The following is a 23,599-nucleotide window of genomic DNA, read 5'->3' as shown; positions in this document are numbered from 1 at the left end:
TTGGAAGTTGGTGCTTATCACTACACCCTTCTTCTTTTCTTCGGTCTGCAGCCGTTGTGCGGAATGGGTGTTATATCCTTAATACTTAACACCTCCAACCCCCCAGCTTCTAAGGATTTTATAGCTGTATTTCTTCCCATTCCCGGACCCTTGACAAAAACATGCACCTCCTTCACACCTTTGTTGGTAGCTTCTTCCGCAGCCTGACGAGCTGCCTGAGAAGCTGCAAACGGCGTAGACTTTCTAGTACCTCTAAAACCCGCTGTTCCTGCACTGGCACTACACACCTTATCTCCAGAAGGTGTGGTAACGGTAATCAAAGTATTATTAAAGGTAGCAGTAATATAAGCTTTTCCCTCAGCAGGAAACTTTCTGCGACTTTTCTTTTTTTTATTTCTTGAATTCCTCTTTTTCTTAGCCATAAAAATTAGTAATTAGTAACCAGTAACTGGTAGCTCGTAATGTCAACCAATTTAAAATTGATAATTGGAAATTGATAGTTCCTCTTAGTGTTTTTCTCGAACTGTACCAGTCCCGCCAACAGTTTGTTTCCTCCCCTTACGAGTACGCGCGTTGGTCTTAGTGCGCTGACCTCGCACAGGCAATCCTCGCTCGTGTCTCATACCACGGTAAGAGCCAATGTCCTTAAGTCTTTTAATATTTAAACGAACTTGCCTTGTCAGTACACCTTCTACAGTGTAACTATTATCAATTTCTGCTCTTATTTTTGCCAAGTCATCAGCTGAGACCTCCTTAGTTCGGAGTTCTTTATCAACACCAACCTTATCCAAAATATCCTCAGCAGCTGACCTGCCAATACCCTTGATATTGGTAAGAGCGACTTTTATTTTTTTGTTACCTGGTATTTCAACACCTGCTATTCTAGCCATGGTTACACTGATAAAACTGATAAGAAACTGATAACACTGAAAAATCCGTGTTCTCCGTTCTGCTTCCGCATTCTCCGCATCTTAGCCTTGACGTTGCTTGTGCTTCGGATTTTCACAAATTACATACACCCTGCCCTTTCGCCGGACAATTTTGCATTTTTTACAAATTTTCTTAACGCTCGACCTTACTTTCATAAAAAGAGATTATCACCGAAAAATATCAAAAAAATCACGGAATTTCAGTGATAATCCTTATTAAATTCCGTGATAATCCATTCACTACTTGTATCGATAAACAATTCTACCCTTGCTCAAATCATGCTTACTCATTTCTAAATCAACCTCATCTCCAGGCAGAATATTAATCTTATATCGACGCATCTTTCCCGATGTGTGAGCCAAAACCTTAGAACCATCTTCCAACTCAACCTCAAAAGTTGCATTAGGCAAAGATTTAACAACTGTACCACGTTTTTTTACCAAATCTTTTTTTGGCATAATAAGCACTCCCCTATGGGAGTCTCAGTGCTTATCTTATCATAAGAACCCATAAGGCGCAAGCCTGGAGTACTAATAACATTAAAATTTGGGGTTTGGTGTTAGCACTCGAGAACCACCCTCAGTGACTGCAATTGTATTTTCAAAAAGTGCCGAAAGTGAGTTGTCCTTGGTCTTTATTGTCCAACCATCGTCTAAAGTTTCAATAGCAGGACCACCTTCTGCATAAAGTATCTCTACAGCTAAAACTAAACCCTCTTCTAACATTGACCCTTCGCCCGGTTTGCCAAAACAAGGAATTTGCGGTCCCTCGTGCAACTCTTCGCCAACACCGTGTCCAACCAAAGCCCGAATCACATTATAACCGGCACCTTCAACTGTTTCCTGAATTGCATGGGAAATATCCCCCACAAAATTCCCCGGAACACACTGCTCCGTCGCCCTTTCCAACGCCTCCTCCCCCACCTCCAAAAACCTTTTCTTCTCTTTATGCTCCTTTTCCTGCAGTCCGCGGAACGCGGTACGCCGATTTCCGACTACAATACTCCAAGCGGCATCGGTGTGAAAACCCTTATAAAAAGTACCTAAATCCACGGTAAAAACATCACCTTCTTCTACTGTTACGTTTTCGGATGGTACTCCGTGAACCAAACCCGCATTAAGGTTAATGCAGGTAGCGCAATCATAACCGGGAACCTTCATAAAACCGGGCTCCCCGCCCAACTCTTTAATTCTATTTACAGCCAATTCCTCCAAATCCGCCGTCTTTACACCGGGAACAGCAGCTTTTAATACCTCTTCGCGTGCTTTAGCAGTAATCAGACCGCCCTTTGCCATCTTTTCAATATCTTTCTTTGACTTAATCTTTATCATTACTAAAATAACCTTTTAAGTCTTCAAAAATCTCCTCAATTTTTTGCTCACCATCCACAGGCTCTAAAACCCCCTTCTCACTATAAAAAGATAGAACCGGCTCTGTCTGCTGATGATAATCAGCCAACCGTTTTTCGATTATTTCTTCTGTATCGTCCTCACGACCACGTTTCAACAGGCGGTGCATACTTTCCTCATCCGAAACATCCAAATAAAAAACCTTGTCCGGCTGAAAAGGTGCGTTTTTTGCCTGCCAAATGTTTCGGGGGTAGCCTTCCAAAACAAAACCTTGTCGGTACTTTTCTCTAGGCAGTTCCTCCTCTAAAACCTTCATCACAACTTCGTCAGGCACAAATTCGCCCTTTTCCAAATAATTTTCTACACTTCGTGCTAATCCTGAATCCCGATCCGCAATTTCACGAAAAATAATCCCAGTAGAAATATGGGGAACACCCAATTCCTTAGCTAAAAGATCTGCCTGAGTAGATTTTCCCGACCCCGGTGGGCCTATAATCACTATGTTCATAGGTAAAGCGGGCCATTAAGGCAACTTCTCAATAATTCTAAAACTAATTCCACAATCGTTAAGTGCTCGCAAGAGCTCGCGTTAAACTGTTAAAAAGTTAAGTATTCAAACCTAGCTTTCTCCCTCTTTTTAACCCTTAACTCTTTAACTCTTAACGAGTTAAAAAAGCAACAATTCTCCTCAACACTTTACAACTACTTTACTAATCTTTACTACACTTAACACTACTAAAAATAACTAGCATGCCAAAAAGCAGTGAGACAGGTTAAACATCACAATCCCGGTATTCCCAAATCCCCCATTTGCCCCTGCATTTGCTTTGCTACCTTTTTCTGAATCCTGTTCGATGCTTTGTTTAGGGCCTTTTCCACATTTTCTACTCTTTTACCATCTATTTCTATTAATTTCACACTCTGGTCACCCCGCATCACAACCCGTACATTGCCAACTTGGGTATCCACTTCAATCTTGCGCATCTTCTTCTTCATCTTATCTGCTTTCTTTTTTAAATTATAGAGTCTTTTAGCTTTATCTAGTATCAATTTTATTTACAACCTCCTTTCAGGAAGAGCATACGCACAACAACAAGTTAATCTAAAAAGCCGTCATAATCACTCATTACCATTCGCGCCTCAGCCTTTTTCAAAATATCTAATACTACAGAAACAACAATTAGCAATCCAGAACCTTGAATAATAGTACCTGATATACCAGTAAGCGCGCGTAGAAGACTTGGCAATATTGCCATTAAGCCTAAGAAAACACCTCCCACCAATGTTATTCTAACTAATACCCATTCCAAGTAACTTTCTGTGGCTTTACCTGGTCTAATGCCAGGAATAAAACCGCCGCGCTTCTTTATATCATCAGCAATCTTTGCTGGGTCAAAAGTAACAGCAGTATAAAAATACGTAAATGCAACCACTAAAGAAAAAAGAAGCAAGTTATAGACTGGAGAATCAGGATTGAAAATATTTGTTAAAGTACCCAAGACAGAGCCAAGCAAGGGAAGGGAAGTATCCCCTATATACTGACCAATCAGTGAGGGAATTAGAGTCAGGGAAACTGCAAACACAATAGGAATCATGCCTGCTTGGTTAACTCTTAATGGGATATAATTTTGCACCCCTGTCGAAGTATTGCCCCGCGACCTTCGCGCATATTCCACTCGCACCCGCCTGGTTCCTTCACTAACCACAACCACCAAAGCAAAACTCGCCAAAATAAATGCCAAGTACGCAAGAAAAGCAAAGGCATCAGTTCCTCGCAAAGTAGAGGTGATCTGAACTACATTCAAAGGTACTCGGCTCAAAATACCAGCCAAGATAACTACGGAAGTGCCGTTTCCAAGTCCATATTCTGAAATCAAACCCCCTAACCAAACTAAAAACATTGTGCCACAAACCAATGTTACAATTAACAAAATCAAAGCAAAGATCGAAACTGCGGGTAACACGCCCTGCCGTCTAAACAAACTATACATTCCAAATCCCTGGACAAGCGCTAGGGGCACAGTTAAAAATCTTGTGTATTGCTCAATTTTTGCTCTTCCGTAATCTCCTTCTTTGGAAAGTTCTTCCAGTTTGGGAAAAACCACGGTAAGCAACTGCATAATAATAGAAGCATTTATAAATGGGTTCAGACCTAAGGTTACAATAGAAAACTGCTGCATCGTTCCCCCAGAAAACATATCCAAAAGACCCAACAACTCACTAGCTTGAAAAAGTTGTTGTAAAGCTGCTCTATCTACACCAGGCACTGGGATACTAGCTGCCAATCTGAAAACAACAAGGATAAAAAGGGTAAAAAGAATTTTTCGACGAAGGTCCTTTATTTTAAATACTGTACTTATTTTCTCTAGCATTTAATTCTTAAGCAGTTTTTACGCAAATTCCAAAGCTTTTCCCATAAATTATCAATTTTTAACTGCACCTCCTGCCGCCTCTATTTTTTCTTTTGCCTTTTTTGACACCTCCATACCTTCAACAGATAAACTCTTTTCCAAAACACCTTTACCTAAAACTTTAACACCGTCTTTTGGAATTCTCTCCAGTAAACCAACCTCCACCAAAGTATCGGGATTTACATCTGCACCATCTGAAAACACATTTAAGCTAGAAACGTTTAAAATTGCAGGTTCTTTCCTGGTTGGTGGTTCAAAACCCTTTTCCTTACCATAGTCTCGTGGCTTCTTTGCTGTCCCCCCCGATCGCGCCTTCTGACCCTTTTGACCGCGGCCCGTAGTATGACCTCCCTTACCACTACCATACCCACGTCCCACCCGCTTTTTCTTCCCTTTTTTAATTTTTGGTAACTTATTTAGTTTCATATTTACGAGAGAGTTCTCTAATCCTCTCTAAAGCTTTAAACATTGCTAGAGCATTAGAATATTTATTCCTAGTACCTAAAATCTTTCCAGTAATATCTTGAATTCCAGCTAACTCCGCAATTGTCCGTGCTGCACCTCCCAACGAGATTCCAGTTCCTGCCGGTGCGGGGCGAAGCAAAATATCAGCAGCGCCCTCCTTTACCCTAATCTCAAAGGGGATAGTACCATTCTCCAAAACAACTTTTTGCAGATTCTTTTTTGCCTTAGAAGTAGCTTTGTCTATAGCTGGTCTTACCCCCGGAGCCTTCCCCAAAGCCATTCCTACCCTACCTTTACGATCTCCAACTACTACCAAGGCTGTAAACCTAAAACGGTTACCTCCCTCTGTCTTTTTAGAAACACGTCGAATCTCAAGCACTTTTTCTTCAAACTCTTTTTGTTCCTTCTGATTTCTTTCTTCCATAATAATAAATTAGAACTTTAAACCTCCTTCCCGGGCTCCCTCTGCCACAGCCCTTACCCGACCATGGAAAGGATAACCACTACGATCAAAGGCAGCCTCCTCAATCCCCTTCTTCTTTGCTTTTTTCGCCAACTCCTGACCAACTTTTCGAGCAACTTCCTTATTTTTCCCACTTACTTCCAAATCATTATCCGATGCCGATACAAGAGTTTCACCAACAGTATCGTCTATCAACTGAGCATAAATATGCTTATTTGACTTAAAAACTGAAAGGCGCGGCTTCTGGGATGTTCCCTGAATCTTGCCCCGAATTCGCTGCCTCCGTCTTTCTTTTTTGTCCTTATAATGCTTAACTATCATTTTTATTAAAACCTACTAAACTATTACGCACCAAAACCCTCCCCCATCTTAGCAGCCTTACCTGGCTTTCTTCTAATTTTCTCGCCTTTGTAACGTATTCCCTCACCCTGGTAAGGTTCTGGGGGTCGAGCACTACGAACTTCCGAAGCAAATTTTCCCACCTCAGCTTTATCAGCCCCCTTTATCGAAATCTCGCTCCTTCCCTCTACCGTCACTTGCAGATCTTGGGGAATATTAAAACTAACAGGATGAGAAAAACCAACATCTAGAACAAGCTGATCCTTTTGTTTTCTTGCCCGATAACCCAAACCCTTTAAAACAAGGTTTTTCTCGTGCAACTCCTGAACACCCTCCACTGCATTGGCAAGAGTAGCTCTCACAGTACCATGCAAAGCCCGCGCAAACCGAGAGGAGGATTTTCTCCTTACAACCAGCTGATCCCCCTCCAACTCCACCCCAACTTCAGGCCGAAAAGGAACAACAACAGTCCCTTTTGGACCAGAAACTAACACCTGATTGTGTTTAATCTCTACACTTACTTTTTCTGGAATTTGTATTGGCTGTATACCTATTCTAGACATAATAATGCGCCAAAAGCGCGTAATTTGTGGCTAAGAAGCCACGTTAATTGTTCGTCGTCAGAACTCCTCACTAAATCGCGGGCAGACCCACATAAAACAATAGTTATTTACTCTTGAGATTTCTCATTTCGACCAGTGTCGGAACTCGAAATGGACATTACAAGGAGCGCGGGCTTCCAGGGACGAGAAAATCTGCTACTTCTTTCCTTTTCCATTAGCGTTCGTTCGCTTTTAATTTGTGTAGATTCGCGTTTGTCACTACCACACTTCACAAATAATCTCCCCACCAAGGTTCCGTTTCTTAGCCTCTTTCGCGCTCATAACTCCCTGAGAAGTAGATACTATTACTAAACCTTTGCCGCCCAAAGCCAGCGGTAAATCTTCCGCCGAGGAATATATTCTCTGCCCAGGCTTAGAAATCTTTCTCACCTTAGAAATAAATGGATCCCCATCAAGATACTTCAGATCCAGCGAAAGCATTTTAAACCTTTTCCCCTTCGGCTTATAAACTCGAACTTTAGAAAGATACCCATACTCTTCCAGAACGCTAGCTATTGCTTCTCGATTTTGGGAATAAGGAATCTCTACCTTTGGCTTCCTTACTGCTTGCACATTTTTTATTTTTGTTAACATATTCGCAATAGTATCCATAATAGCTCGCTACGCTCACGTTAAATGCAGTTCGGAAACTGCGTTAAACTGCGATCAGAATCGCGTAAAACGATAGTAATACAATTGTTTTACTGTTTTACCACCATATTACCACTGCATTACAATTGCAATTACCAACTGGCTTTTTTTACGCCAGGCAATTCTCCTTTTAAAGCCAGCTCTCTAAAACAAATTCGACACATGCCAAAATCTCTCATGTAACCACGCGATCGACCACAAAGCTTACAACGCGTATAATCACGCGTATCATACTTTTTCTCTTTTCTTTGCTTTTCTTCTAATGCTTTTCTCGCCATAATAGCTTCCTTCGGAAACAAAAGAGCTTCAAGAGCCTCAAGGGCTTCAATAGATTCAGGAGCCGGATAAAAACTATTGAATCTACTGATACCACTGAAGCCATTAAGGCCAATCTTAAGATTCCTCTTCTATAAATGGGAATCCTAGGGCGCTCAATAATGCATAACCCTCTTGGTCACTTTCAGTACTGGTAACAATTGTTACTTGTAACCCTTTGGACCTATCCACTTCATCCGCATCCATTTCTGGAAAGATAGTATGGTCCTTAAAACCTAACGAATAATTACCGTGCCCATCAAAAGCAGTTTTTTTCACTCCTTGGAAATCCCTAACTCGCGGCAAGGCTGCTTTCACAATTTTGTCCAAGAAAGACCACATTCGAGTACCACGTAAGGTAACAGCTAACCCAATTGGATCACCTTTAGTAATACCCCAACCTGCTTCCGAATGCTTGGCACGCCGAACATTTGGAACTTGCCCCGTTATCTGAGCTAATTCCCGCCTTGCCTCCTCTAACAAATCTTTATCATCTTTCGCCTCACCAATACCCATATTAACCACAACTTTCTTGGGGCGCGGCACAGCCAAAATATTAGATATATCCAAATTCTCCTGCAGCTCTGGGACTATTTCTTTTTCAAATCGCTCTTCAAGATTCATAATTTAAACTTCAACTCAACATGGAACCGCACTTTTTACACTTACGTAACTTTCGACCTCCCTCAAAAGAGAATCCAACTCTTGTGGGTTCTCCACAATTGGAACAAATTAACATAACGTTGGAAACATCAATTGGCAATGACTTTTCAATGTAACCACCCTCAGGTTTATCTTCAGTAGGTGGTACATGTTTTTTAACTACATGTATTCCTGGCACCAAAACCTTACCCTTTTTCGGGTAAGCCTTTTCTACAGTACCAGTCTTACTACGGTCTTTACCAGAAATTATTTTTACCTTATCACCAGAATGTATTTTCATTTAATGCTAACTCCCGCAGATTCCATCTGCGAAAAGCTTTCAAACTACTGTCCGCAATTAGGCAACAAATAGGTTGTTAATAGAATATGCTTATTGGATCTCCACCAAATTTAAGAATCCGCGAGTATCCTAATCACCTTAAAGTGTTTATCCTTACTAAGAGGACGACATTCCTCTATTTGCACAACATCTCCCACTTTAGCTCCCAACGAATCATGAGCCTTATACTTCTTGTGTTTCTCAACGCGCTTCTTATAGCGCGGGTGGTGGTATGTCCGCATAACTTCAACCACCACAGTTTTATCCATTTTGTCAGAAATAACTTTTCCTTCTAGAGTTTTCTTTGGCATACTAAAATCGGAATTTAATTACAAATCAAATAACTTCCGGCGCTTTGGATGCAACATCTACAAAGCCGGATTTTCGAACTTCACGAGCAACCGGACCAAGAACCCGTGTTCCCAAGAGGAGGCCCCGCTTGTCCAAGATAACACAAGCATTGTCATCAAAACGAATATAAGAACCGTCCTTACGCCTTTTCTCCTTCTTAGTACGAACCACAACTGCTCTCACTACCTCGTGGTCCGAAACCTCGCTTTCGCCCGAAGTCACACCTTGAACAGAACCCGACACCACATCCCCAACCTCTGCCCAGTTTTTGGAACCAATAATAGTAATAACCTTTAGCTCCTTTGCTCCGGAATTGTCAGCTACTTTTAGAATAGATCCTGGCTGCAACATAATAGTTAATCAGCTGCTTACTCAATCTGAGCTAAAACCTCTTTTTCTCGTAACACTGTTTTTATCTTTGCTATTTCCCTTCTCTTTTTACTTAAAACGGTAGTATCCACCAACCCATCAGTTCGGTGCTCCATCTGTAAATTCATTAACTCTTTTTGCAAATCCTTTAATTTCTTTTCCAAACTTTCTTTACTTTCTTGTCGTAATTCTTGCGCCTTCGTCATTTTATTTTAAAAAATTTAAACTACAAAATCCTCTTGAGTAACTATTTCTGTCTTAGTTGGAAGCTTGTTAGCAGCACGCCGCAAAGCTTCTCGAGCAGCACCCTCATCTAATCCTCCCAACTCAAACAGAATTCTTCCAGCCTTAACTGGCGCCACATAATGGTCAACAGGACCCTTACCCCGACCCATTCTCATTCCCGCAGGTCTAGCTGTAACAGGCTTATCTGGAAAAATCCTTATCCACATTTTCCCACTTCTCTTGGTAGAATGAACTATAGCCCTCCGTGCTGCTTCTATTTGGCGCATAGTTATCCAACCATTACCCAAGGCTTTTAAACCATAATCACCAAAAGCCAGTGTTGTCCCTCGTTGAGCAACACCTTTAAGAGTTCCTCTAAATTCTCTTCTATATTTCTTCTTTTTTGGATACAACATAGTTAATAATTCCAATCCGCCGGCCGGCGGAACAAATTACAAATTTCAAATAAACAACAAATCAAAAACTCCAAACTAAGAATCTAACAAGACGTTGGCTGGCTCCCGCCTTGAAGGGTTTTGATCAAAAGTCGCTACAATTATTCACTGACACCATTCGACTTTTGATCACAAAGCAAGCGCTTAACCAAATCAGACTTAAACTTCGACAGGCGCGAGCGGCCCTGAGAGGCGGGGTGCCCGCCAAAGTCTTTTCATATTATATTTCCTCTTCTCCCAAATAAACCCAAACTTTAACCCCGATTTTCCCATACTTAGTTCTTGCTTCATCAAAAGCATAATCAATACTTGCACGAATTGTTTGCAAAGGAACTGAACCTTCAGTAACCTCTGCTTTCCGCGCATACTGGCTACCATATAACCGCCCTCGTACTTGAATCTTTATTCCCTTTGCCCCTTTATAAATTGCTTTGCTAGCTTGCGAGTTCATAACTCCAATGGGGGAGCGGCGTCGTTCAATTTGCCGAGCTATATTTTCAGCAATTAACCTAGCAGAAAGTGCGGGAGTCTTGACCTCCTCAACCGAGATCTCTGGTTTTTTACTACAAATATCTTCTAAACCGTCGCGCAAAAGTTCAATTCTAGAACCACCACGCCCAATTACCATACCTGGTCGAGCAACCTTAATAGTTACTTTAATATCATCCAGAGATCGTTCAATTCGTATCTCGCTAACACCAGCCCTACCAACATTCTCCCGAATAAACTCTCTAATCTTCCTATCTTCCAAAACTTTTTCCGCATAGGCTTCTGGATCTTCCTCGAACCACTGTGATTTCCAATCTGAAGTTGTCCCTAATCTAAATCCAATCGGATGTGTTTTTTGACCCATATTTAACCTCGTAGAATTAACGCGAATCTACATATCCGCGGAAATTCAAAACAAATAAATTATCAATAAATGCGCAACTACCAATAAAGTGTTAACTGTATAAACAAGGATTTACACAGACAAAAAAACCTGCGATTATCCTTCTTCCGTCCCTACACCAATGGTAAGATGTGTACGTCTTTTTAAAATTCTATCAGCACGCCCCCTAGCTCTAGGCCGGATCCGCTTCAAAGTAGGAGCCTTATCTGCTCGGGCTTCCACTATTTTTAGCTCATCTTCTCTTAAACCCTCATTGTGCTTAGCATCTGCTACAGCTGAATTCAAAGCCTTCTTAGCAAGACCGGCTGCCTTCTTTGTAGAAAAAGTAAGTATCTTCCTTGCTTCTGCAATATCTTTTCCCCGAATTAAATCCAAAACCAAGTTCATCTTCTGCGGAGATATTGGTAAACTTTTGCTTCGAGCATAAACAACCATAATAATTTAAATCATAAATTCTAAATCCTAAGCTCCAAATATTTTGGATTTCGAGATTCGAATTTCGAAATTCTCCCTTAAACACGGCCTTCGGAAAGGGTTGATTTGACACCCTTCTTCCCGTGCTTACGGAAAGTACGAGTTGGCACAAACTCACCTAATTTGTGGCCCACCATAGCCTCAGTAATAAAAACAGGCACATGCTCCCGCCCATTATGAACAGCTATAGTTACACCCACCATTTCTGGGCTTATATTACTACCTCGCGCCCATGTTTTTATCGGCTCCTGAGAGCTAGTCTTTTTTGCTTTTTTAACTTTTTCCAATAGTCTCGGGTCCACATAAGGACCTTTTTTTGTTGATCTAGACATAATTTTTTAAATTCTAAATACTAAATTTTAAATTCCAAACTCCAAACTTCAAATAACAAACTTCTGGAACTTGGTATTTGATGTTTGGTGCTTTTAAAAATGCTTATTTCTTCTCCCGCCTATCTTTTACTATGTACTTATCCGTATGTTTTCGTTTTCGGGTTTTCTTACCACGAGTTTTCTTTCCCCAAGGAGTCTTAGGAGAAGGCATCCCTTCCCCAGTCCTTCCTTCTCCACCACCATGAGGGTGAGCATCCGGAGCCATAGCCGAACCCCTTACCGTTGGTCTAATACCTAAGTGGCGCTTACGACCAGCCTTACCCCAATTCTTATTTTCCCAATCAGGATTGGACACACCACCTACGGTAGCATAACAAGAAGACAAAACCTTTCGGACCTCACCAGAAGGCATTTTCAAGTGCACATATTTACCAGGTTTGGCAATAACCCGAGCACTGGTACCAGCAGATCTAACCATTTGCCCCCCACCGCCAGGATGGAGCTCCACATTGTGTACCTCTTCTCCTAAAGGAACATTAGCTAGAGGCATAGCATTACCCCTTTTAACCTCCACATCTTCCCCTGCCACAATTTTTTCTCCGACTTCTAAGCCATGAGGTGCAATTATATAATTTTTTTCACCATCCGCGTATTTTATTAGTGCAATATGCGCACTCCGATTAGGATCATATTCCAAAGAAACTACCTCACCGGGAATACTTCTTTTCTTCCTTTTAAAATCAATATTCCTAAATTTCCTTTTTACCCGACTCCCTTTGTGGCGAACAGAAATTTTACCACCTGAACGACCAGCCTTCTCTTTAACACCAGAAGAAAGCTTCTTTTCCGGTCCTTTTTTAGATAATTTACTTTTATCTATATCCACACGGTGCCGTCGCCCCGGGGATGTCGGTTTATACTTTTTCATAATATCAACTAGACAGCTTTGACAGTTAATCGATAAAAGAAATGTGATCGCATTGTTTCCGGAACCCACACGAATTCACACTAATCTAAAACGAATTTACGCGAATTAGAACGGAATCTTTCAAGTTGTAACCCCCCAAACTCGAAGATGCGGCGGGGATCAAGAGCATAGAAAAATTTGCCCACAATAACCTATCAATTAACAATAAACTAAAAGCAAATTTTTCTCTAAGCCCCAAACCACGCAGGGTTCGGGGTAAACGCGCTCAATCCTAAGCACGGCCTGCCCTGTACTCTATGTAGTACAAGGGCTCTTGAAAGCGTGTAGCACCGGCGCATCCACAATACTACCTACTATTCAATCCCAAAACCTTCGATTTCGTCACCTTCTGCCAATTTGACAACTGCTTTTTTCCACGGACCTTTTCGCGTGTATCTCCACGTTCCCCAAACCCTTTTATTCTTAGCAGCTCTTTTCAAAGTTCGAACATCCTCTACCTCAACATTAAACATTTCCTCAACAGCTTCTTTAATAGCTCCCTTGGAAGCTTTTAATGCAACCTCAAAAGTATAGTCATTATTTTCACGCGCCAACCGCAAAGTCTTCTCAGTTACAATAGGTTTTTTCAAAATCTCTCGGTACTTTTTCATAATTAACCCTTAGCAAAAAATATATCCTCCAGCAAAGACAAGCTGTTCTTAGTAAAAATTATCTTATCTGCTTCCAATACCAGGTACGCGTTTAAACTCTGAACAGGAACACACTGCACATTGGGAATATTCCGCGCCGAAAGATAAACATTTTCTTCTTCACCACTACCAGGTAAAACTATCAAGATTTTACCGACAATTTCCAGCTTTTCCCCCAAAACATTCTCAATAATCCTATTTATTTCCTTTGTGCTTATTTTTGATAGTGTTAACTTGTTCAAAACAACAACGCCATCTTCCTGCACTTTATCAGACAATGCCATAAATAAAGCTTTTCTTCGCATTTTCTTTGGAAGCTTCAACCCCCAATCCCGCGGTTGCGGACCAAACACAGTACCACCACCAACCCAAAGCGGTGAACGAATTGACCCATGGCGCGCTCGCCCAGTACCTTTTTGCGGCCACGGTTTGCGACCACCACCAGAAACATCCTTCCGATTCTTTGTTTTAACAGTACCTTGCCTTTGGTTATGTTGATAGGTCCGAACGTACCGAGCTAGAAGCTCTTCTTTTGGCTCTACCTCAAAAATCTCTGGTGCAAGTGTTGCTAGAGTCTTTAATTCTTCTCCTTTTGTATTAAAAATACTTACTTTCATAACAAATCAACAAACAAAAAGTGCTACCTTTCTTTTTTTGTAATAGTAACCTCATTACCCCGAGGTCCAGGAATCGAGCCTTTTATCTTTAAAATATTATTTTCCTCGTCAATTTCTAATATCTCCAATCCCTTCACAGTTATATTATTTCCTCCCATCCTCCCTGGCATTTTTTTCCCGGGCCATACTCGACCTGGGTCAGTAGTACCACCAATAGAACCTGGAGCACGCTCTCGATCTGACTGGCCGTGTGTTCGCGGACCACCTTTAAACCCCCACCGCTTTATAACACCAGCAAACCCCTTACCTTTAGTCTTTCCCGAAACGACAACTAAGTCACCCACTTCAAAATCTTCAAGATCATCAACCTTGACAAGAGTAACTGGCTGGGGAGCACCTCCCTTAGTAAAAATTCTACTCATGTTTAGTTTCTTTGCTTTTACTTCCATTTTTCCCTTATTTTGGCATTAAAAAAGACGCCGATTTGGCGCCCACGCAAGAGACGAAATTTATACCAAATCTTCTTATGAATCAAAAATGTCTATTCCCATGAATACAATATTCTTGAGGTTTATTTTTGAAATTAACCTAAACAATCCCATCTTCCAAAAAAAAAATAAATAGAAAAACCTAGCCTTCAATCTCAATTCCCACACCCGCAGGAAGGTTGAGATGAGAAAGCTCATCTAAAGTTTTTGGAGTCGGCTCCAAAATATCAACTAGTCTCTTGTGCGTGCGCCGCTCAAACTGTTCCATCGAGCGCTTATCAACATGAGGACTAGCACAAACTGTCCAACGCTCAATCTCAGTTGGCAGGGGTACTGGCCCCGAAACTCTTGCTCCCGTCCTTATTGCCACATCCACAATCTTCTCTGCTGATTGATCAATTACTCGATGATCATAAGCTTTTAAGCGTACTCTAATTTTATTACCTTTAACCATTGCAATGCACCTTGGGCAGGCCACACCCTATTCTTAGCACTTCGTTCCTAACCTCGTAATTATTATTTAATTACTTTCGAAACAACACCTGCTCCTACAGTTTTTCCACCCTCACGAATAGCAAAACGCAAGTTCTCTTCCATAGCAATCGGAGTAATTAGTTTTACCTTCATTTTTACATTGTCGCCAGGCATTACCATTTCCACATCCTCAGGCAGTTCCACCTCACCAGTCACATCCGTAGTCCGAATGTAAAACTGTGGACGGTATCCTGAAAAGAAGGGAGTATGACGCCCGCCCTCTTCCTTAGTAAGAATATAAACCTCTGCTTCAAACTCAGTGTGAGGAGTAACAGTTCCCGGCTCGGCCAGAACCTGCCCACGCTCAATATCGTCCTTATTAATACCTCGAAGAAGAATACCAACGTTGTCGCCGGCTTGAGCACTATCCATCTGCTTCCTAAACATCTCAATACCAGTAACAACACTTTCCTCTGTTTCTTTAATACCTATAATCTCAACTTCGTCCTTCAAATCAACAGTTCCGCGTTCAATCCTTCCAGTTGCAACAGTACCACGGCCTTCAATGGAAAATACGTCCTCCACAGGCATTAGAAATGGCTTATCAAGTTCTCGCTCAGGCTCGGGAATATAATCATCCAAAGCTTGAACAAGTTTATAAACCTGCTCCTTGGCCTTTTCATCGCCCTGCAAGGCTTGTTCAGCAGAACCGCGAATAACAGGAATTTTGTCCCCAGGAAATTCATACTGGTTAAGAAGATCCCTTACTTCTTCTTCTACGTAATCTAGAAGTTCTTCATCCTCAACTAAATCAGTCTTATTCAAGAAAACAACCATTGCCGGTACATTCACCTGACGCGCAAGAAGGATATGCTCCCTAGTCTGAGGCATTGGACCATCGTCCGCAGCCACTACTAGAATAGCCCCATCCATCTGAGCAGCACCAGTAATCATATTCTTCACATAGTCTGCGTGACCAGGACAATCAATGTGGGCATAGTGCCTATTCTCAGTTTCATACTCCACATGAGAAATAGCAATTGTGATACCCCTTTCTTGTTCCTCAGGAGCTTTATCAATATCCTCAAAGGGCACCTCATCCGATAAACCCTTCTCGCTAAGAACTTTAGTCATCGCAGCAAGAAGAGTAGTTTTGCCATGGTCAACGTGACCAATAGCACCCACATTAACATGGGGTTTAGTTCTCTCAAACTTTTCTTTAGCCATACGGCCTCCTTTCACTGCTGCGAGCTAGTGCATCCGCGCGTCTTGGATGTACCAGACCACTGCAGTTAACAATCTAAACAAATAAAAACAAGCAAAAGTTAGTTTCTTGTTGCTAGCCTAACCAACAACAAAACACCAACTTACAACTATCAGATATGTTAGCTAATTAATTCTTCAGCTACATTTTGAGGAACTTCCTCATAATGGCTAGGCTCCATTGTAAAGGTTGCGCGCCCCTTTGTCAAGGAACGAATCCGCGTCGCATATCCAAACATTTCAGCTAAGGGAACCTCAGCTGAAATACGACGAGAGTTACCTTGAACCCATGTTTTCCTGATCTTCGCTCGTTTAGAAGAAAGATCGCTTACCACTGAACCTAAATACTCATCAGGAGTTACAACTTCTACCTGCATTATAGGTTCTAAAAGAACAGGCCTTGCTTGCTTAGCAGCTTTCTGGAAGGCTTGAGAAGCTGCAATCTTATAAGCTGCCTCAGAAGAATCAACTTCGTGATAACTCCCATCAAAAACAGTAACTTTAATGTCAACCATAGGGTACCCTGCCAAAATACCTTTATCTCGCGCTTCAACTGCACCTTTTTCTACAGCAGGAATAAATTCGCGCGGAATTGTACCGCCCTTAATTTCATTCTCAAACTCAAAACCCTCTCCTTGTGCCAAAGGTTCCAAACGAAGAAAACAATGCCCATACTGCCCGCGACCTCCAGATTGGCGAATATACTCACCCTCAGCTTCTGCAGTGTTACGAATAGTCTCTCGATACGCAACCCTCGGTTTACCAATCTTAGCTTCAACCCCAAACTCACGCTTCATCCGTTCAACCAAAATCTCTAAATGCAACTCACCCATACCATAAATTAAAGTTTCTCCCGTCTCTTTGTTTGCTCTAATTTCAAAAGTAGGGTCTTCCTCAGAAAGACGCCTAAGTGCTTTACCCAACTTTTCCTGATCTGCACGGGTCTTTGGTTCAATAGCTACTGAGATAACTGGCTCCGGAAACGATATTTTCTCTAACTCAATAGGGCTTTCCTTATCGCAAAGAGTATCACCCGTAAAGGTATTCTTAAGACCTACAGTTGCGCCAATCTTCCCCGCCGATGTTTTATCAATTTCCTCGCGGGTATTTGCGTGCATTAATAAAATCCTTCCCATCCGTTCTTTCTCATCCTTAGAAGCATTCAAAACCTCGTCACCAGCATCCAACGTTCCAGAATAAACACGAAAATAGCAAAGCCGACCAACATAGGGATCAGTTTGGATCTTAAACGCCAATGCAGCAAAAGGCCCATTCGGATCTGCCTCCCGAACTTCTTCTTCATTTGTTTCTGGATTAACACCAGTAATAGGTGGAACATCTAAAGGGGAGGGGAGATAATCAACAATAGAATCAAGCAGAGGTTGAATACCGCGATTACGAAGCGCGCTTCCGCACATTACAGGAACAAAATCACCATTTAACGTACCTATTCGAAGACCATTCCTAATCTCATCAGGAGTAAGATCTTGATTTTCCAAATAATGTTCAAAAAGCTGTTCACTTTGCTCCGCCGCCATTTCCAAAAGATCATTTCTCTTTTCCTTAGCTCTTTCCTCTAAACCCGAAGGGATTTCACCGTATCTAACCTTCTCTCCTAGACCACCTTCCCAATAAAGAGCACGCATCTCAATTAAATCTACCACACCTTCAAAATCACTTTCAGATCCAATTGGGAGCTGAATTATAGCAGTTCGAGCACCAAGTCGATCCTTAATAGTTTCTACTGAATTGTAAAAGTCTGCCCCAGTTTTATCCATTTTATTAATAAAACAAACTCGCGGCACTTCATACTTATCAGCTTGGCGCCAAACTGTTTCTGACTGCGGTTCAACACCAGCCACACCGTCAAAAACAACCACAGCGCCATCAAGAACACGCAAAGAACGCTCTACTTCAGCTGTAAAATCTACGTGGCCAGGAGTATCAATGATATTTATCCGGTGGGTATGTTCCTCCGCTCCCTCAAAACGAAGAGGAGTCCAAAAGGTAGTAGTAGCAGCAGATTGGATTGTAATACCGCGCTCGCGTTCCTGCTCCATCCAATCCATTTGCGTAGTACCCTCATCAATGTCACCAATCTTATAAGTTTTGCCGCTGTAATAAAGAATACGTTCAGTAGCAGTGGTTTTACCAGCATCAATGTGGGCAATAATCCCAATATTTCTAATTTTCTCTAACGGGTATTCTTCTTGTTCAGACATAATAATAATAAAAAATAATAACCTACAGTTTTTCTGGAACCATACCCAACAGGCAAAAGTACCTCGTGCTTGCAATATAAGCAAAAAAATAAAAACCTTGCAAAGGTTTTCTTGATAAGAGACACCTCCCAGATATTTATAGAGGAGACCTGACCCCTTGTATACAGGAATTATACTGTAGAAAAGGCTTTAGCGCAAGATTGCCCACCGCAGCAGAGTTCCTTATCAAAAGAAAACTACCATCGAAAATGGGCAAAAGCACGGTTTGCGTCCGCAGTACGGTGTACTTGCTCTCGCTTCTTTACTGCCGTTCCTTCACCGCGAAGAGCATCCTGGAGCTCATAAGTAAGACTCACCACCATCGGCTCGCCGCTCCTTTTCTTTGCTGCATCAACTATCCAACGAATTGCCAAGGTCACAGCCCGATCCCGCTTTAGAGGAATGGGAACTTGATAGGTTGCACCTCCCACCCGCCGAGAACGAACTTCCTCATCAGGAACAACATTACTTACAGCTTGCTCCAAAAGGTTGAGCGCCTCGTTCCTATCCTCAGAAAGGCGTTCTAGTGCCCCATAAACTATTTCCTCTGCTACATTTTTCTTACCACTTTCCATAACCTGATTAATTAGCCGAGTCACAAGCTCAGAATTATAGAGCAAATCTTCTTCTTTTTCTCGCTTTTTTGCTTTTTTTCCACGCATGACTTTAAGCCAAAAAGGTAATCGATAAAATAATCATAACTTAACTACTAGATAAACTCACTAAACACTCGTAAAATGCAACTCAGAAGTTGCCGTTAAACTGCGATCAGAATCGCGATAAACAATAGATGAACAATTGCATATCTACCGTATATCTATTGTATATCCTTTAACTCCTTAACACTTAACAAGATAGCTGGCTAACTGGCTAGCAAGATAACAATCTAGTTAAATCATACTTCCGCAGACTCTTCTCCCCCCGTCACAGTTGCGCCACCAATCTCCCCGCTTTCCTTTGTTCCATACTTAGAGCGCGATGTTACTCGCCCTTCCACCCCCGCTACATCATAATGCCCCCGAACAATTGTATATTTAATACCAGGAAGGTCCTGAACACGCCCACCCCGAACCAAAACCACAGCGTGCTCTGTAATGTTATGCCCCTCACCCGGAATGTAAGCAGTGACCTCTTTTCCATTTGAAAGGCGTACTCGAGCAACTTTCCTAAGCGCAGAGTTAGGTTTCTTAGGAGCCCTTGTTCGAACGTCTAAAACTACACCCCTCTTAAAAGGTGCCTCTAACTCCTTCCTTTCTCTGTTAAGAGAAGAATAAATATCCCCCAACGCTGGAGTGCTCTTTTCCTTTTTTGGTTTTTTGCGTCCTTTTCGGACAAGTTGTTGAATAGTTGGCATTGCTTGACAAATTTAAGCCAATAAAAAACATCTAAACCTATCATTTGGTAGTTACTACCTATATTATAACAAAAAGCATAAAAAGACGCACCCTAGCAAGGGTACGTAAGAAAAAGTACCTCTCCAAAATCCTTTATACTACTTTATTCTTTTTCTTCCTTATAAATTTCTGGCTCAATTGGAATTTTTTTCCCAACAATTACATTTTCCTTAAGTCCTCGTAAAACATCAGTAGCCCCCTTTACTGCTGAATCAGTAAGCACTCTTCGCGTTGCCTGGAAAGATGCTGCTGAAAGCCACGACTCAGTATTCAACGAGACTTTAGTAATACCAAGAATCAATTGCTGCGCCTCTGCCTTCTTACCATCTGCCTCGCGAGCTTTTTTGTTTTCTTGAGCAAGGCGCTCCCGCGATACAACCTCCCCAGGTAATAAGTTCGTATCCCCAGCCTCAACAATCTTAACCTGAGAAACCATTTGTCGAAGTACAACCTCAACATGTTTTGAATCCAAATCCACACCCTGGGAAGCGTATACCTTCTTGATTTCGGAAAGCATATATTTCTGAGCATCCCGAAGTCCAAGCGTTTCCAAAACTTCTTCAGGATCAAGATAACCCAAGGATAGGGCATAACCAGCAGGAACAACATCACCATCTTCAACCCTAACCTCTCGGGTAGGTGGTACTCGATACTCCTCAGCCTCACCCTCCTCAGAAGTAACAGTAACAACAGTAGTCCCCTCTTCCAACTCCTCAATACTCACCTTACCACCAAATTCCGTCATTGCTGCCAACACTTTAGGGGTGCGTGCTTCAAATAGTTGAGTTACACGGGGGAGCCCACGAGTAATATCCTCTTTAGCAATACCACCAAAGTGGAAAGTTCGTAGTGTCAGCTGAGTGCCAGGCTCTCCAATTGATTGAGCAGCAATAACACCCACGGGTGAGCCCAACTCCACTAATTGGCGCCAGCCCAAATCCCAACCATAGCACTTTTGACAGATACCATACGGTGTTTCACACGTCATAGGGGACCGCAGTAACACACTATCGGGTCCTTGTTCTGCAATTTCTTCCGCCTTTCTCTTATCTATCAAGTCATTACGCCGAGCCAGAATATTACCATCAGAATCTTTTACTGTGTCTGCAGCTACGCGCCCTTCTAACCTTGAAGCAAAGCTACCAAACTCTTCACCATCATCACGTGAAATTTCCAAACCTGCTCGGGTACCACAGTCCTCTTCCCGAACAAGAACTTCCTGACAAACATCCACGAGGCGCCGTGTGAGGTACCCAGCATCAGCCGTCTTCAGCGCTGTGTCAGCCAAACCTTTACGTGCACCACGAGCCCCTGCAAAATATTCAAACTCGGAAAGTCCTTCAAAATAGTTAGATTTGGTTGGCAACTCTACAATCTTACCAGTAGGATCAACAACCAAACCCTTCATTCCTGAAATTTGCTTAACCTGGTCGGGAGAACCGCGCGCACCAGATTCAATCAAGATCCGCATTGGGTTTTCCTTCCGCATCGAATTCCAGGTCAGCTCTTCTAATTCGTTTGTCAAATCCAGCCATATTTCCTGCGAAAGCCTCCGCATCTCACCCTCAGTCAAAAGCCCGCGCCGGAAGTTGTGTTCAATTTCTGCTACTTTTTCCTCAGCCTCCTCAATCTTCTCTTGCTTATCAATTGGTACATCTGTATCAAAGATACCCATAGATATACCTGACTCAGTAGCATACTTAAATCCAAGAGACTTCAAATCATCCACCAACTGAACGGTTCTTTCCTCACCTTCCTCTTCCAAACAACGATTCAAAACATCTTTGACTACATCTTTATCCATTACCTTGTTTACGTATCCCAAGCTGTTAGGAATTTTCTCATTTACTAAAGCACGACCCAAAGTAGTTTCCCTAACTACTCCATCAATTTCAATCCTAGTTAACTGTCTTAACTTAAGGTAGCCCTCTCCCCAAGCAACTTTTGCCTCTTCTAAGTAGTAAAACTTATCCTCAGCTAACTCTCCCTGTCCTCTTGTTAACCAATACAGACCCAAGACCATATCCTTGGAAGGTGATACTACTGGGCTGCCCGAAGCTGGCTTAAGCAGGTTTTTGGTCGAAAGCATAATTTCTTCTGCTTCTCTTTTTGCTTCTTTAGAAAGAGGAACATGAACAGCCATTTGATCGCCGTCAAAGTCTGCATTATAACCGGCACAGACACAAGGGTGAATACTCAACGCTTTACCATCTAGAAGTTTTGGATAAAAGGCAAGAATTCCCAAGCGATGCAAGGTGGGTGCCCGATTCAGAAGAACAGGCCAACCCTCAACTACCCGCTCCAAAATATCCCACACTTCAGGTGGCTCCTGTTTAATAAATTCCTTAGCCATCTTTACATTAGGCGCTAGCCCCTCTGCCAATACTTCCCTAATTACCATAGGCTTAAAAAGCTCTAAAGCCATTTCTTTTGGAACACCACACTCGGAAATTTTGAGCTCGGGACCAACTACAATAACTGAGCGCCCTGAATAATCTACGCGCTTACCAAGTAAATTCCTTCTAAACCGACCCTGTTTACCTTTTATAAGATCTGAAAGAGAACGGAGCTTTTTCTGCCCACGGTAGCGGCGCCGACGCGAGCGGCTGCTATCAATTAGAGCATCCACTGCTTCCTGAAGCATTCTCCGCTCATTTTTTAAAATAAGTTCGGGCGCGCCTAATTCTAGCAATTCTTTCAACCGATTATTTCGATTTATTACAGCCCGGTAAAGGTCGTTTAGATCAGAAGTTGCAAATCGTCCCCCCTCCAATTGGACCATTGGTCGCAGTTCGGGAGGAATCACAGGCAAAACATCCAAAATCATCCACGCTGGTTCTACATCAGAACGATTAAATTGCTCAACAGCTTTAAGGCGCCTAGTGTATTTCTTTCTTTTACTCTTAGAACTAGTTTCTCTTAATTTTTCTCGCAGCTCCGTGGCAATTTCTTCTGTATTCAACTCTTCTAATACCCGTTTAACTCCCGGAGCTCCAATCCCAACCTGCGAAAACTTATCTAAATATTTTTGCAAACTTCGATACTCAGCCTCACCAATAACAGAAAGAGGTTCAATTTCTTCTAAATGGGCTGAAAGAACATCATACTTCTTTTCTAAATTGTTTTTCTTGGTAACCAAATCATCGCGAAGTTGTGCAATTTCTTTCCGTCCCGAAAAGAGAATTTCCTCCCTTTCCTCCTCGCTATCAGCTTCTTCTGCTCTTTCCTCAATCTGGTTTTCAATCTTTTCAATCTCTGCCTCAGTTTCCTCGCGAAGTTGCTCCTTTTCTTTCTCCAAATCTTTTTCCAAAACAGAAACTACTTTTTCTCGCTCATCTTCGTCCACACTCAAAATTAAATACTTTGAGTAATAAATAACAGCTTTAAGGTCACGAGAACGCATGCCCAACAGCCGAGCCATTTTAGAAGGCACAGTACCAAAGAACCACACGTGACCACAAGGGGAAGCAAGTTCAATATGTCCCATTCGCTCCCGGCGTACCCTTCTCCGGGTAACCTCAACCCCACATTTGTCACAAATAACACCTTTGAAGCGAATTTTTTTGTATTTACCGCAATAGCATTCAAAATCTTTTGTTGGACCAAAAATCTTCTCACAAAACAAACCATCCTTCTCCGCCCTAAAAGTACGGTAATTAATAGTCTCTGGCTCTGTAACCTCCCCGTGAGACCAAGAACGAACCTCTTGGGGACTAGCCAAAGTTATTTTTAATGCATCAAATTTTTCGAACTGTGATAAGTCGTTAGACATAATAATCTGCTAACAGCTTTCCGCAGTCAGCTATCAGCAGGACGATTAATAAACAGAGTCGAGCGCGGCGGGGGTACCGTTTCCAAGAGCATAGAAAAATTTGCCCAC

The 23,599-nt window shown here is 42.1% G+C and carries 33 protein-coding genes; all 33 read right to left on the bottom strand.

Annotated features, from left to right (window positions below):
* Nucleotides 1-20 precede the first annotated feature (20 nt).
* A complete protein-coding gene (gene rpsK, locus U9M98_02200; protein MEA2020509.1) occupies nucleotides 21-422 on the bottom strand; it encodes a 30S ribosomal protein S11 in 402 nt (133 codons plus the stop codon).
* Nucleotides 423-506: 84 nt separating this feature from the next.
* Nucleotides 507-890, bottom strand: a complete 384-nt coding sequence (gene rpsM, locus U9M98_02195; GenBank protein MEA2020508.1) for a 30S ribosomal protein S13 — start codon at nucleotides 888-890, stop codon at nucleotides 507-509.
* Nucleotides 891-971: 81 nt separating this feature from the next.
* The gene (rpmJ, locus tag U9M98_02190) at nucleotides 972-1,085 is read right to left on the bottom strand and encodes a 50S ribosomal protein L36 (protein MEA2020507.1); all 114 of its coding nucleotides are present in this window, start codon (nucleotides 1,083-1,085) and stop codon (nucleotides 972-974) included.
* A gap of 84 nt (nucleotides 1,086-1,169) precedes the next feature.
* Complete coding sequence (infA, locus tag U9M98_02185) at nucleotides 1,170-1,388, bottom strand: translation initiation factor IF-1 (GenBank protein ID MEA2020506.1); 219 nt, start codon at nucleotides 1,386-1,388, stop codon at nucleotides 1,170-1,172.
* 81 nt (nucleotides 1,389-1,469) lie between these two features.
* The gene (map, locus tag U9M98_02180; GenBank protein MEA2020505.1) at nucleotides 1,470-2,261 is read right to left on the bottom strand and encodes a type I methionyl aminopeptidase; all 792 of its coding nucleotides are present in this window, start codon (nucleotides 2,259-2,261) and stop codon (nucleotides 1,470-1,472) included.
* Nucleotides 2,248-2,787: a nucleoside monophosphate kinase gene (locus tag U9M98_02175; GenBank protein MEA2020504.1), complete on the bottom strand. Its 540-nt coding sequence runs from the start codon at nucleotides 2,785-2,787 to the stop codon at nucleotides 2,248-2,250. Before U9M98_02175 ends, map begins: the two co-directional genes overlap by 14 nt.
* A 272-nt stretch (nucleotides 2,788-3,059) precedes the next feature.
* Nucleotides 3,060-3,329, bottom strand: coding sequence for a YbaB/EbfC family nucleoid-associated protein (locus U9M98_02170; GenBank protein ID MEA2020503.1), 270 nt, complete (start codon nucleotides 3,327-3,329; stop codon nucleotides 3,060-3,062).
* Nucleotides 3,330-3,376: 47 nt separating this feature from the next.
* Nucleotides 3,377-4,651, bottom strand: coding sequence for a preprotein translocase subunit SecY (gene secY, locus U9M98_02165; protein ID MEA2020502.1), 1,275 nt, complete (start codon nucleotides 4,649-4,651; stop codon nucleotides 3,377-3,379).
* Between the two features lie 51 nt (nucleotides 4,652-4,702).
* Nucleotides 4,703-5,116: an uL15 family ribosomal protein gene (locus tag U9M98_02160; GenBank protein ID MEA2020501.1), complete on the bottom strand. Its 414-nt coding sequence runs from the start codon at nucleotides 5,114-5,116 to the stop codon at nucleotides 4,703-4,705.
* Nucleotides 5,103-5,579: a 30S ribosomal protein S5 gene (locus U9M98_02155; protein ID MEA2020500.1), complete on the bottom strand. Its 477-nt coding sequence runs from the start codon at nucleotides 5,577-5,579 to the stop codon at nucleotides 5,103-5,105. The genes U9M98_02160 and U9M98_02155 overlap by 14 nt, the downstream gene beginning before the upstream one ends.
* Before the next feature lie 9 nt (nucleotides 5,580-5,588).
* Entirely contained in the window at nucleotides 5,589-5,939 is a 351-nt protein-coding gene (rplR, locus tag U9M98_02150) for a 50S ribosomal protein L18 (protein MEA2020499.1), read from the bottom strand.
* A 23-nt stretch (nucleotides 5,940-5,962) separates the two neighbouring features.
* Nucleotides 5,963-6,520, bottom strand: coding sequence for a 50S ribosomal protein L6 (gene rplF / locus U9M98_02145; protein MEA2020498.1), 558 nt, complete (start codon nucleotides 6,518-6,520; stop codon nucleotides 5,963-5,965).
* A 258-nt stretch (nucleotides 6,521-6,778) separates the two neighbouring features.
* Nucleotides 6,779-7,171 carry a 30S ribosomal protein S8 gene (gene rpsH / locus U9M98_02140; GenBank protein ID MEA2020497.1) on the bottom strand — a complete coding sequence of 131 codons (393 nt, stop codon included), beginning with the start codon at nucleotides 7,169-7,171 and terminating at the stop codon, nucleotides 6,779-6,781.
* 131 nt (nucleotides 7,172-7,302) lie between these two features.
* The gene (locus U9M98_02135) at nucleotides 7,303-7,488 is read right to left on the bottom strand and encodes a type Z 30S ribosomal protein S14 (protein MEA2020496.1); all 186 of its coding nucleotides are present in this window, start codon (nucleotides 7,486-7,488) and stop codon (nucleotides 7,303-7,305) included.
* 115 nt (nucleotides 7,489-7,603) lie between these two features.
* Entirely contained in the window at nucleotides 7,604-8,149 is a 546-nt protein-coding gene (rplE, locus tag U9M98_02130; GenBank protein ID MEA2020495.1) for a 50S ribosomal protein L5, read from the bottom strand.
* A 10-nt stretch (nucleotides 8,150-8,159) separates the two neighbouring features.
* Entirely contained in the window at nucleotides 8,160-8,468 is a 309-nt protein-coding gene (gene rplX, locus U9M98_02125) for a 50S ribosomal protein L24 (GenBank protein ID MEA2020494.1), read from the bottom strand.
* 110 nt (nucleotides 8,469-8,578) lie between these two features.
* Nucleotides 8,579-8,818: a 30S ribosomal protein S17 gene (rpsQ, locus tag U9M98_02120; GenBank protein ID MEA2020493.1), complete on the bottom strand. Its 240-nt coding sequence runs from the start codon at nucleotides 8,816-8,818 to the stop codon at nucleotides 8,579-8,581.
* Nucleotides 8,819-8,843: 25 nt separating this feature from the next.
* Nucleotides 8,844-9,209, bottom strand: a complete 366-nt coding sequence (gene rplN, locus U9M98_02115) for a 50S ribosomal protein L14 (GenBank protein MEA2020492.1) — start codon at nucleotides 9,207-9,209, stop codon at nucleotides 8,844-8,846.
* Nucleotides 9,210-9,226: 17 nt separating this feature from the next.
* Nucleotides 9,227-9,433: a 50S ribosomal protein L29 gene (gene rpmC / locus U9M98_02110; protein ID MEA2020491.1), complete on the bottom strand. Its 207-nt coding sequence runs from the start codon at nucleotides 9,431-9,433 to the stop codon at nucleotides 9,227-9,229.
* 15 nt (nucleotides 9,434-9,448) lie between these two features.
* The gene (gene rplP / locus U9M98_02105) at nucleotides 9,449-9,868 is read right to left on the bottom strand and encodes a 50S ribosomal protein L16 (protein MEA2020490.1); all 420 of its coding nucleotides are present in this window, start codon (nucleotides 9,866-9,868) and stop codon (nucleotides 9,449-9,451) included.
* A gap of 259 nt (nucleotides 9,869-10,127) precedes the next feature.
* Nucleotides 10,128-10,760 carry a 30S ribosomal protein S3 gene (gene rpsC, locus U9M98_02100; protein MEA2020489.1) on the bottom strand — a complete coding sequence of 211 codons (633 nt, stop codon included), beginning with the start codon at nucleotides 10,758-10,760 and terminating at the stop codon, nucleotides 10,128-10,130.
* 135 nt (nucleotides 10,761-10,895) lie between these two features.
* Nucleotides 10,896-11,234, bottom strand: a complete 339-nt coding sequence (rplV, locus tag U9M98_02095) for a 50S ribosomal protein L22 (protein MEA2020488.1) — start codon at nucleotides 11,232-11,234, stop codon at nucleotides 10,896-10,898.
* 77 nt (nucleotides 11,235-11,311) lie between these two features.
* Nucleotides 11,312-11,605, bottom strand: coding sequence for a 30S ribosomal protein S19 (gene rpsS / locus U9M98_02090; GenBank protein MEA2020487.1), 294 nt, complete (start codon nucleotides 11,603-11,605; stop codon nucleotides 11,312-11,314).
* A 103-nt stretch (nucleotides 11,606-11,708) separates the two neighbouring features.
* The gene (gene rplB, locus U9M98_02085) at nucleotides 11,709-12,533 is read right to left on the bottom strand and encodes a 50S ribosomal protein L2 (GenBank protein MEA2020486.1); all 825 of its coding nucleotides are present in this window, start codon (nucleotides 12,531-12,533) and stop codon (nucleotides 11,709-11,711) included.
* Nucleotides 12,534-12,886: 353 nt separating this feature from the next.
* Complete coding sequence (gene rplW / locus U9M98_02080; protein ID MEA2020485.1) at nucleotides 12,887-13,183, bottom strand: 50S ribosomal protein L23; 297 nt, start codon at nucleotides 13,181-13,183, stop codon at nucleotides 12,887-12,889.
* A 2-nt stretch (nucleotides 13,184-13,185) separates the two neighbouring features.
* Nucleotides 13,186-13,839 (bottom strand): 50S ribosomal protein L4, encoded by a 654-nt coding sequence (gene rplD / locus U9M98_02075; GenBank protein MEA2020484.1) that lies wholly within the window; start codon nucleotides 13,837-13,839, stop codon nucleotides 13,186-13,188.
* 23 nt (nucleotides 13,840-13,862) lie between these two features.
* Nucleotides 13,863-14,288: a 50S ribosomal protein L3 gene (gene rplC, locus U9M98_02070; protein MEA2020483.1), complete on the bottom strand. Its 426-nt coding sequence runs from the start codon at nucleotides 14,286-14,288 to the stop codon at nucleotides 13,863-13,865.
* A 181-nt stretch (nucleotides 14,289-14,469) separates the two neighbouring features.
* Nucleotides 14,470-14,781, bottom strand: a complete 312-nt coding sequence (gene rpsJ / locus U9M98_02065; GenBank protein ID MEA2020482.1) for a 30S ribosomal protein S10 — start codon at nucleotides 14,779-14,781, stop codon at nucleotides 14,470-14,472.
* Nucleotides 14,782-14,843: 62 nt separating this feature from the next.
* Entirely contained in the window at nucleotides 14,844-16,028 is a 1,185-nt protein-coding gene (gene tuf / locus U9M98_02060; GenBank protein MEA2020481.1) for an elongation factor Tu, read from the bottom strand.
* A gap of 158 nt (nucleotides 16,029-16,186) precedes the next feature.
* Nucleotides 16,187-18,286, bottom strand: a complete 2,100-nt coding sequence (gene fusA / locus U9M98_02055; protein ID MEA2020480.1) for an elongation factor G — start codon at nucleotides 18,284-18,286, stop codon at nucleotides 16,187-16,189.
* Between the two features lie 236 nt (nucleotides 18,287-18,522).
* The gene (gene rpsG / locus U9M98_02050; GenBank protein MEA2020479.1) at nucleotides 18,523-18,987 is read right to left on the bottom strand and encodes a 30S ribosomal protein S7; all 465 of its coding nucleotides are present in this window, start codon (nucleotides 18,985-18,987) and stop codon (nucleotides 18,523-18,525) included.
* A 233-nt stretch (nucleotides 18,988-19,220) separates the two neighbouring features.
* Nucleotides 19,221-19,679 (bottom strand): 30S ribosomal protein S12, encoded by a 459-nt coding sequence (gene rpsL / locus U9M98_02045; GenBank protein ID MEA2020478.1) that lies wholly within the window; start codon nucleotides 19,677-19,679, stop codon nucleotides 19,221-19,223.
* A 143-nt stretch (nucleotides 19,680-19,822) separates the two neighbouring features.
* Entirely contained in the window at nucleotides 19,823-23,491 is a 3,669-nt protein-coding gene (gene rpoC, locus U9M98_02040; protein MEA2020477.1) for a DNA-directed RNA polymerase subunit beta', read from the bottom strand.
* Nucleotides 23,492-23,599 lie beyond the last annotated feature (108 nt).

The organism is Patescibacteria group bacterium, assembly GCA_034659915.1.
Lineage (GTDB): Bacteria > Patescibacteriota > WWE3 > JAUXAW01 > JAYEID01 > JAYEID01.
This window is presented reverse-complemented; position numbering and strand designations above follow the sequence as displayed.

Bases quoted from the DNA above. Each gene is read 5' to 3' on its own strand.
- rpsK (MEA2020509.1), bottom strand. From the start codon at position 422: ATGGCTAAGAAAAAGAGGAATTCAAGAAATAAAAAAAAGAAAAGTCGC.
- rpsM (MEA2020508.1), bottom strand. From the start codon at position 890: ATGGCTAGAATAGCAGGTGTTGAAATACCAGGTAACAAAAAAATAAAA.
- rpmJ (MEA2020507.1), bottom strand. From the start codon at position 1,085: ATGAAAGTAAGGTCGAGCGTTAAGAAAATTTGTAAAAAATGCAAAATT.
- infA (MEA2020506.1), bottom strand. From the start codon at position 1,388: ATGCCAAAAAAAGATTTGGTAAAAAAACGTGGTACAGTTGTTAAATCT.
- map (MEA2020505.1), bottom strand. From the start codon at position 2,261: ATGATAAAGATTAAGTCAAAGAAAGATATTGAAAAGATGGCAAAGGGC.
- U9M98_02175 (MEA2020504.1), bottom strand. From the start codon at position 2,787: ATGAACATAGTGATTATAGGCCCACCGGGGTCGGGAAAATCTACTCAG.
- secY (MEA2020502.1), bottom strand. From the start codon at position 4,651: ATGCTAGAGAAAATAAGTACAGTATTTAAAATAAAGGACCTTCGTCGA.
- U9M98_02160 (MEA2020501.1), bottom strand. From the start codon at position 5,116: ATGAAACTAAATAAGTTACCAAAAATTAAAAAAGGGAAGAAAAAGCGG.
- U9M98_02155 (MEA2020500.1), bottom strand. From the start codon at position 5,579: ATGGAAGAAAGAAATCAGAAGGAACAAAAAGAGTTTGAAGAAAAAGTG.
- rplR (MEA2020499.1), bottom strand. From the start codon at position 5,939: ATGATAGTTAAGCATTATAAGGACAAAAAAGAAAGACGGAGGCAGCGA.
- rplF (MEA2020498.1), bottom strand. From the start codon at position 6,520: ATGTCTAGAATAGGTATACAGCCAATACAAATTCCAGAAAAAGTAAGT.
- rpsH (MEA2020497.1), bottom strand. From the start codon at position 7,171: ATGGATACTATTGCGAATATGTTAACAAAAATAAAAAATGTGCAAGCA.
- U9M98_02135 (MEA2020496.1), bottom strand. From the start codon at position 7,488: ATGGCGAGAAAAGCATTAGAAGAAAAGCAAAGAAAAGAGAAAAAGTAT.
- rplE (MEA2020495.1), bottom strand. From the start codon at position 8,149: ATGAATCTTGAAGAGCGATTTGAAAAAGAAATAGTCCCAGAGCTGCAG.
- rplX (MEA2020494.1), bottom strand. From the start codon at position 8,468: ATGAAAATACATTCTGGTGATAAGGTAAAAATAATTTCTGGTAAAGAC.
- rpsQ (MEA2020493.1), bottom strand. From the start codon at position 8,818: ATGCCAAAGAAAACTCTAGAAGGAAAAGTTATTTCTGACAAAATGGAT.
- rplN (MEA2020492.1), bottom strand. From the start codon at position 9,209: ATGTTGCAGCCAGGATCTATTCTAAAAGTAGCTGACAATTCCGGAGCA.
- rpmC (MEA2020491.1), bottom strand. From the start codon at position 9,433: ATGACGAAGGCGCAAGAATTACGACAAGAAAGTAAAGAAAGTTTGGAA.
- rplP (MEA2020490.1), bottom strand. From the start codon at position 9,868: ATGTTGTATCCAAAAAAGAAGAAATATAGAAGAGAATTTAGAGGAACT.
- rpsC (MEA2020489.1), bottom strand. From the start codon at position 10,760: ATGGGTCAAAAAACACATCCGATTGGATTTAGATTAGGGACAACTTCA.
- rplV (MEA2020488.1), bottom strand. From the start codon at position 11,234: ATGGTTGTTTATGCTCGAAGCAAAAGTTTACCAATATCTCCGCAGAAG.
- rpsS (MEA2020487.1), bottom strand. From the start codon at position 11,605: ATGTCTAGATCAACAAAAAAAGGTCCTTATGTGGACCCGAGACTATTG.
- rplB (MEA2020486.1), bottom strand. From the start codon at position 12,533: ATGAAAAAGTATAAACCGACATCCCCGGGGCGACGGCACCGTGTGGAT.
- rplW (MEA2020485.1), bottom strand. From the start codon at position 13,183: ATGAAAAAGTACCGAGAGATTTTGAAAAAACCTATTGTAACTGAGAAG.
- rplD (MEA2020484.1), bottom strand. From the start codon at position 13,839: ATGAAAGTAAGTATTTTTAATACAAAAGGAGAAGAATTAAAGACTCTA.
- rplC (MEA2020483.1), bottom strand. From the start codon at position 14,288: ATGGAAGTAAAAGCAAAGAAACTAAACATGAGTAGAATTTTTACTAAG.
- rpsJ (MEA2020482.1), bottom strand. From the start codon at position 14,781: ATGGTTAAAGGTAATAAAATTAGAGTACGCTTAAAAGCTTATGATCAT.
- tuf (MEA2020481.1), bottom strand. From the start codon at position 16,028: ATGGCTAAAGAAAAGTTTGAGAGAACTAAACCCCATGTTAATGTGGGT.
- fusA (MEA2020480.1), bottom strand. From the start codon at position 18,286: ATGTCTGAACAAGAAGAATACCCGTTAGAGAAAATTAGAAATATTGGG.
- rpsG (MEA2020479.1), bottom strand. From the start codon at position 18,987: ATGCGTGGAAAAAAAGCAAAAAAGCGAGAAAAAGAAGAAGATTTGCTC.
- rpsL (MEA2020478.1), bottom strand. From the start codon at position 19,679: ATGCCAACTATTCAACAACTTGTCCGAAAAGGACGCAAAAAACCAAAA.
- rpoC (MEA2020477.1), bottom strand. From the start codon at position 23,491: ATGTCTAACGACTTATCACAGTTCGAAAAATTTGATGCATTAAAAATA.